Origin of the sequence: Stenotrophomonas sp. (genome assembly GCF_032103445.1) — a bacterium.
GTDB lineage: Bacteria > Pseudomonadota > Gammaproteobacteria > Xanthomonadales > Xanthomonadaceae > Stenotrophomonas.
In genome coordinates, this window is record NZ_DAMDFR010000059.1 from 20,370 (window position 1) to 27,090 (window position 6,721).

Annotated in this window: 5 protein-coding genes; 4 read left to right on the forward strand and 1 reads right to left on the reverse strand. The window is 67.3% G+C overall.

Annotated features, from left to right (window positions below; all coding sequences use genetic code 11):
• The first annotated feature begins 17 nt into the window (after nucleotides 1–17).
• The 4 genes from RT551_RS16905 to RT551_RS16920 all read left to right on the forward strand — a co-directional run bounded on the left by RT551_RS16905 (nucleotide 18) and on the right by RT551_RS16920 (nucleotide 5,588).
• On the forward strand, nucleotides 18–383 hold the full coding sequence (locus RT551_RS16905; protein WP_313460763.1) for an arsenate reductase: 366 nt from the start codon (nucleotides 18–20) through the stop codon (nucleotides 381–383).
• A complete protein-coding gene (gene dapE / locus RT551_RS16910) occupies nucleotides 380–1,507 on the forward strand; it encodes a succinyl-diaminopimelate desuccinylase (protein ID WP_313460764.1) in 1,128 nt (375 codons plus the stop codon). The genes RT551_RS16905 and dapE overlap by 4 nt, the downstream gene beginning before the upstream one ends.
• Nucleotides 1,508–2,384: 877 nt before the next feature.
• Nucleotides 2,385–4,079 carry an asparagine synthase B gene (gene asnB, locus RT551_RS16915; RefSeq protein WP_313460766.1) on the forward strand — a complete coding sequence of 565 codons (1,695 nt, stop codon included), beginning with the start codon at nucleotides 2,385–2,387 and terminating at the stop codon, nucleotides 4,077–4,079.
• A 123-nt stretch (nucleotides 4,080–4,202) separates the two neighbouring features.
• Nucleotides 4,203–5,588 (forward strand): cation:proton antiporter, encoded by a 1,386-nt coding sequence (locus tag RT551_RS16920; protein ID WP_313460768.1) that lies wholly within the window; start codon nucleotides 4,203–4,205, stop codon nucleotides 5,586–5,588.
• A gap of 121 nt (nucleotides 5,589–5,709) precedes the next feature.
• On the opposite strand, the gene RT551_RS16925 is transcribed toward RT551_RS16920, so the two are convergent.
• The coding region (locus RT551_RS16925; RefSeq protein WP_313460770.1) for a penicillin acylase family protein at nucleotides 5,710–6,721 on the reverse strand (1,012 nt) is incomplete at its 5' end.

The window sequence follows — 6,721 nt, forward strand, 5'->3', positions numbered from 1 at the left end:
TGCGGTATGATCCGGGCATGAGCGAAACCATCATTTACGGGCTGAAGAACTGCGACACCTGCAAGAAGGCCACCAAGTGGCTGGACCGCTTCGGTGTGGCGTATTCCTTTGTGGATTACCGCGACAACAAACCGTCGCCGGAGCTGCTGCTGGAATGGGCGGCACAGCTGGGCGGATTGGGCGCGATGGTCAACAAATCGTCCACCACCTGGCGGCAGCTGCCGGACAACCGCAAGGCGGCCGCGTCAGACGCCGAGTGGAAGCTGCTGCTGCGCGAGTACCCACAGCTGATCAAGCGGCCGCTGGTGGTCACCGCCGATGGCAAGGTCAGCCAGGGTTTCAGCGACAACGGTTTCAAGCAGCGCTTCGGGGTAGGGGCATGAACGATGTCGTCGCGCTGACCTGCGATCTGATCGCGCGGCCTTCGGTGACGCCGGACGACGCCGGCTGCCAGGCGCTGCTGGCCGATCGTCTGCAGGCGGTGGGTTTCCAGTGCGAGCACCTGCGCCTGGGCGAGGTCGACAACCTGTGGGCGACCCATGGCCAGGGCGCGCCGGTACTGGTGCTGCTGGGTCATACCGATGTGGTGCCGCCGGGCCCGCGCGAGGCGTGGGCCAGCGATCCGTTCACGCCCGAGGTGCGCGAGGGCGTGCTGTACGGGCGCGGCGCAGCAGACATGAAGGGCAGCGTGGCGGCGTTCGTCGTGGCCGCCGAGCAGTTCGTGAAGGCACACCCGGATCATCCGGGCACGCTGGCGGTGCTGCTGACCAGTGACGAGGAAGGTGACGCCATCGACGGTGTACGCCGGGTGGCGGATCTGTTCCGCGAGCGCGGGCAGGGCATCGACTGGTGCATCACCGGCGAGCCGTCATCGACGGCGGTGCTGGGCGACCTGCTGCGTGTGGGTCGTCGCGGCAGCCTGTCGGGCACGTTGACGGTGAAGGGCGTGCAGGGTCACGTGGCGTACCCGCACAAAGCGCGCAACCCGATCCATCTGGCCGCGCCGGCACTGGCAGCGCTGACCGCGCGGCACTGGGACGACGGTTTCGAGAGCTTCCCGCCGACCAGCCTGCAGGTCTCCAACATCCACGCCGGCACGGGCGCGAACAATGTGATTCCAGGCGAGCTGCAGGTGCTGTTCAACCTGCGCTACAACCCGCACTGGAACGCCCCGAAGCTGGAAGCGGCAATCACCGCGATGCTCGACGCGCATGCACTCGACTACACGCTGAAGTGGCACCGCAGCGGCGAGCCGTTCTACACCCCGGAAGGCACGCTGCGCAGCGTGGCCCGGCAGGTGCTGGCCGAATTCGCCGGCGCGGCCCCGGAAGAAAGCACCGGCGGCGGCACCTCCGACGCCCGCTTCATCGCCCCGCTCGGAGCCCAATGCATCGAAGTCGGCCCGGTCAACGCTTCCATCCACCAGGTCAACGAGAACGTCTCCGTCGCCGACCTCGAAGCCCTGCCGGCCCTCTACCAGCGCCTGATCGAGCGCCTGCTGGCCTGACTCTGGGATTGCACCATCTCCGTAGAGCCGGGCTTGCCCGGCTGCTGTTGGATTTGGGCGAACAGCCGGTGTTCACTGCATCCCTGGGTTGGCGGCTCGGGACGGGCGTTCCGGGGGACGCTGCAAGTACGTCCTTGTAAGCTCAGTCGCCGCATCCATGCGGCTCATGCCCCCTCCAGCCCATCCCAATCCGCCCCGACAGTGGGTCGGTGGCCAGGGAAAATCAAAATCCACGCGCGGATCTGGCCTGGTAGCGTCGGTCGACAGACGACGGCCGTGAAATCCCCAACATCCGGTAACGCATGACCCCGGATCAACGCCGCCGTTGATCTGGCATTTCCCATGGGCCACCGACGCACTGTCGATGGCGGGTCAGGGTGGGCTGGAGGGGGCGTGAGCCGCATGGATGCGGCGACCGAGGCTACAGGGACGTACTTGCGCCGTCCCCCGGAACGCCCATCCCGACCCGCCAAACCAGGGATGCCGCAAACCGAGGGCTGTTCGCACGAATCCAACAGCAGCCGGGCAAGCCCGGCTCTACGGGAGCTGCGCCACCAAGGGAGGCCGGCGGGCATGCAATCCAAGTAAGTTGCGACAGCAACAGTTGCACGCCCGAAAATTTCCGGGTACGTTCGATCCATGGCCTCGCCCCTGACCACCGTCGTCAATAACAACCGCAATAATCTGCGCGCGAATAATCGTGCGCGGCCGATGCGGGACTGCGACCAGGGCTAGAACCAGAAATACGCCCGGATACCAGAAAACCCGCATCGGTCGATGCGGGTTTTTTTATGGTCCGGGTTTTTCACATCCGGGCCTGGGTGGCCGGTCGAATGCCTGCAACACGTGTATTCCCCCATCATCAGGAGCTGTTCCCATGTGTTCGATCTTCGGAATGTTCGGCCTGCAGGCCGGCGATGATCTTCCCGCCCTGCGCCGTCGCGCGCTGGACCTTTCGCAACGCCAGCGCCATCGTGGGCCCGACTGGAGCGGCGTGTACGTCGACACCGGTGCCGTGCTGGTGCACGAGCGCCTGGCCATCGTCGACCCCGCTGGCGGCTCGCAGCCGCTGCTGTCCGAGGATGGCGGCCTGGCCCTGGCCGTCAACGGCGAGATCTACAACCACCGCGAACTCAAGGCCGAACTCGCCCAGCCGTATGCGTTCCAGACCGGCTCGGACTGCGAGGTCATCAACGCGCTGTATCGCGAAGACGAGCCCGCATCGTTCCTCAACCGCCTCAACGGCATTTTCGCCTTCGCCCTGTGGGACCGCGATCAGCAGCGCGTGCTGATCGCGCGCGATCCGATCGGCGTGGTACCGCTGTACTGGGGCCATGACCAGGACGGTCGGCTGGTGGTGGCCTCCGAGTTGAAGTCACTGGTCGACATCTGCGCCGACGCCGCGCAGTTCCCGCCCGGACACTGGTATGACAGCGCGACCGATACGCTCACCCGTTACTACGAACGTCCGTGGCGCGACTACGACGCCGTGGAAGGTGTCGAAGCAGACCGCGTCGCCCTGCGTGAAGCCTTCGAGCGTGCCGTGCACCGCCAGCTGATGACCGACGTGCCCTATGGCGTGCTGCTGTCCGGCGGCCTGGATTCCTCGCTGGTGGCCGCCGTGGCCGCTCGCTATGCGCGCCATCGCATCGAGGATGGCGACAAGAGTGAAGCCTGGTGGCCGCGCCTGCACTCGTTCGCCATCGGCCTGAAAGGCTCGCCCGATCTGGCCGCTGCCGCCATTGCGGCCGAAGCGCTGGGGACCGTGCACCACGGCTTCGAGTACACCTTCGAGGAAGGCCTGGATGCGCTGCCCGAAGTCATCCGCCATGTCGAAACCTACGACGTCACCACCATCCGCGCGTCGACGCCGATGTTCCTGCTGGCGCGGCGGATCAAGGCCATGGGCGTGAAGATGGTGCTGTCCGGCGAGGGCAGCGATGAGATCTTCGGCGGCTACCTGTATTTCCACAAAGCGCCCAACGCACGTGAGTTCCATGAGGAGCTGGTGCGCAAGCTGGATGCGCTGAACAACTATGACTGCCTGCGTGCCAACAAGTCGATGATGGCCTGGGGCGTCGAGCCGCGCGTGCCGTTCCTGGACCGTGAGTTCCTCGATGTCGCCATGCGCATCGACGCGCAGCACAAGATGGTCGGGAAGGGCGGTGATGGCGCTCGCCGGATCGAGAAGGCTGTGCTGCGCGAAGCGTTTGAAGGCTATCTGCCGGAGTCGATCCTGTGGCGGCAGAAGGAGCAGTTCAGTGACGGCGTCGGCTACGGCTGGATCGACGGCTTGAAGGCACACGCCGAAGCCCAGGTCAGCGACCGGGTCATGGCCGCGGCCGACAAGCGCTTCGTGCACAACCCGCCGCAGACCAAGGAAGCGTATTACTACCGTCACCTGTTCGAGCAGTTCTTCCCGACCCAGGCCGCGGCTGAAACCGTCCCCGGCGGCAAGTCGATTGCCTGCTCGTCGCCGGCGGCGATTGCCTGGGATGCCAGCTTTGCCGCCATGGCCGACCCGTCCGGTCGCGCCGTAGCGGGGGTGCACGAACAGGCGATCAGCGCGTAAGCGCTGATCGCCGGGTAGTGCCGGCCGCTGGCCGGCAACCAGACAATCCAGCATCGTGCAGTTGCCGGCCAGCGGCCGGCACGACCGACGCGTTATGATCCCCGCTCACGCAGGGGAACGTACATGGATGCACAGACCAGGGGCGAGTCACGGCCGATGAAATGGGGTTGGCACTACCTGGCCTGGGCCGGGATTCCACTGGCCATCGGCCTGGCGCTGGCGCGCTATGCCGGCCCGGGCATGCCCACCGTCGCCGCCAAGGCCGAAAAGGTCGTCGGCAGCGACTGGGCCCAGCACCTGGCTTCGCCGCTGGGCCTGTTCCTGCTGCAGTTGCTGGTGCTGCTGGTGGTGGCCAAAGGGGCCGGCGCGCTGCTGAAGCGCCTCGGCCAGCCTGCCGTGATCGGCGAGATGGCGGCCGGCCTGATGATGGGGCCGCTGGTGCTGGGCAGCCTGCTGCCCGGCCTGCATGGCGCGCTGTTCCCGGCCACGTCACTAGGCCCGCTGGGCATGCTCAGCCAGCTCGGCGTGCTGATGTTCCTGCTGGTGGCCGGTGCCGAATTGGATCTGGGCGCGCTGCGCGGCCGCCGCCGCTTTGCGTTCACCGTCAGCCACGCCGGCATCGCGGTGCCGTTCGTGCTCGGCGTGCTGCTCGCCATCTGGCTGTATCCCGCGCATGGTCCGCAGGGCGTGGGTTTCACCGCGTTCGCGCTGTTTGTCGGCATTTCCATGAGCATCACCGCCTTTCCGGTGCTGCTGCGCATCCTCGCGGACCGCGGCATCACCCACACGCCGTTGGGGCAGACGGCCATCGCCTGCGCTGCGCTGGGCGATGCCACCGCGTGGTGCCTGCTGGCGCTGATCGTGGCAGCTGCGCAGGCCACCGGGTGGATCACCGCCAGCGTCAATCTGTTCTGCGTGGTGGCCTTTGTCGCGCTGATGCTGGGTCTGGTCAAGCCGTGGTTCGCGCGCCAGAACATTCCGGCCGGACGCGAAGGTCGCTGGCTGCTCGGCGTGCTGTTGCTGGCCCTGGCCAGCGCCCTGGTTACGGAAGTGCTGGGCATCCATGCACTGTTCGGCGCGTTTGCGGCCGGTGTGGCGGTGTCGGCGAATGCGCAGCTGCGCACGCTGCTGATGGAGAAAGTGGAACCGTTCGCGGTGACCCTGCTGCTGCCGCTGTTCTTCGCCATGACCGGCCTGCGCATGCGTGCCGACGCCTTGCAGGCCAGCGATCTGGTGCTGTGTCTGCTGGTGATCGCGGTGGCAACCGTGGGCAAGCTGCTCGGCACCTTCAGCGCTGCGCGTAGTGCCGGACTGGAAACGCGCGAGGCGTGGCGGCTGGGTGCGCTGATGAATACCCGTGGCCTGATGGAGCTGATCGTGCTCAACCTGGGTTACGAACTCGGCCTGCTGGGCGACCGCCTGTTTGCCGTGCTGGTGATCATGGCGCTGGTGACCACCGCCATGACCGGGCCGTTGTTGAATCTGATCGAGCGGAGCCGGGCCGGTTGAGCGCCCGCAGGGTGACGCCGGTAGCGCCGGCCGTTGGCCGGCCCACGTGCTGCGGCCAGCGTTCATGAGGGCCGGCCAACGGCCGGCGCTACCGGTCAGCTGCGAACCAGGGTTTTTGCAGTCATTGCGGCGTCAGCGTCATCGTATGCACGGCTTTCCCCGGCAAAAACGGCGTCGGCTTGCCCTGCGCCCAATCCGCATGCCCGGCACCCCAGAACGGCGACAGCGGATGTCCGCTCTGTCCGCCCGGCATATGAATGATGCCGTCGGCCTCGTGGCCGGGTGACACCACCATCCGCTCCGAGGCACCGAACGCGGGACCCTGCACACGTGGCATGTTGTTGTCGCCGGGCAGCGGGTCAGCCGGCATGCACAGCCAGCGCTTGGCGAACGCGGGCAGGGCGGCGCTCACCGGATGGCAGATCGCCGCGGTGTTGAGTTCGCCGTACGTTCGCTTGTCCAGTTCCGGGCGGCTTTCGGCCAGCGAGCCTTCCAACCCGCGTGCGGCGTCGGCCAGCAGTGCCTCCCAACTGGCGTGCGGTGGCGGCAGCAGGTGCGCCGGGCGCTCGCTCACCAGCGGCCACAGCGCGCCTTCCAGTTGCGCCAGGCGGGGTTCCAGATAGTCGTCGCCCAGCGTCTCCTTGGCCGGTGCCAGCAGCCCTTCCGAAACCGCCTTCAGCACCCGGCCGCGGAAGCCACGGGTGATCCGGTAGCTCACTGAATCGACCGAGGCATGTCCTTCCCATGTGCGCGTGGCCGCTTCGAGCCGCTTCAGCGCCGGATCGTCGCTGTGCGTCACCACCTGCCGCAGCAGCGCGTACCAGCGTTCCAGGAACAGCGCACGGTCGTCGAGCTGGATCGCCAGCAGGTCCTGTTCGGTGAAGCGTTCCTTGGCGAACAGGCCGTCGCGGATCTGCCTCGCGCGCGCGCCCAGGTCATAGCCGGCATTACCTGCCACGGCCAGCGCCTCGCCGTCGAGCACACGGCCATTGGCGGTCCACAGGCGGTGGGCGGGTGGGTCGATCAGCGCCGGCGACGCATCGCTGCGGATCGGCCACGGCGCGCACTCGGCCGACGCCGTCGTACCGAAGCCCGTGGGCGGGCAGGACGGTGCGCGGTCCGGGCGTGCGCCG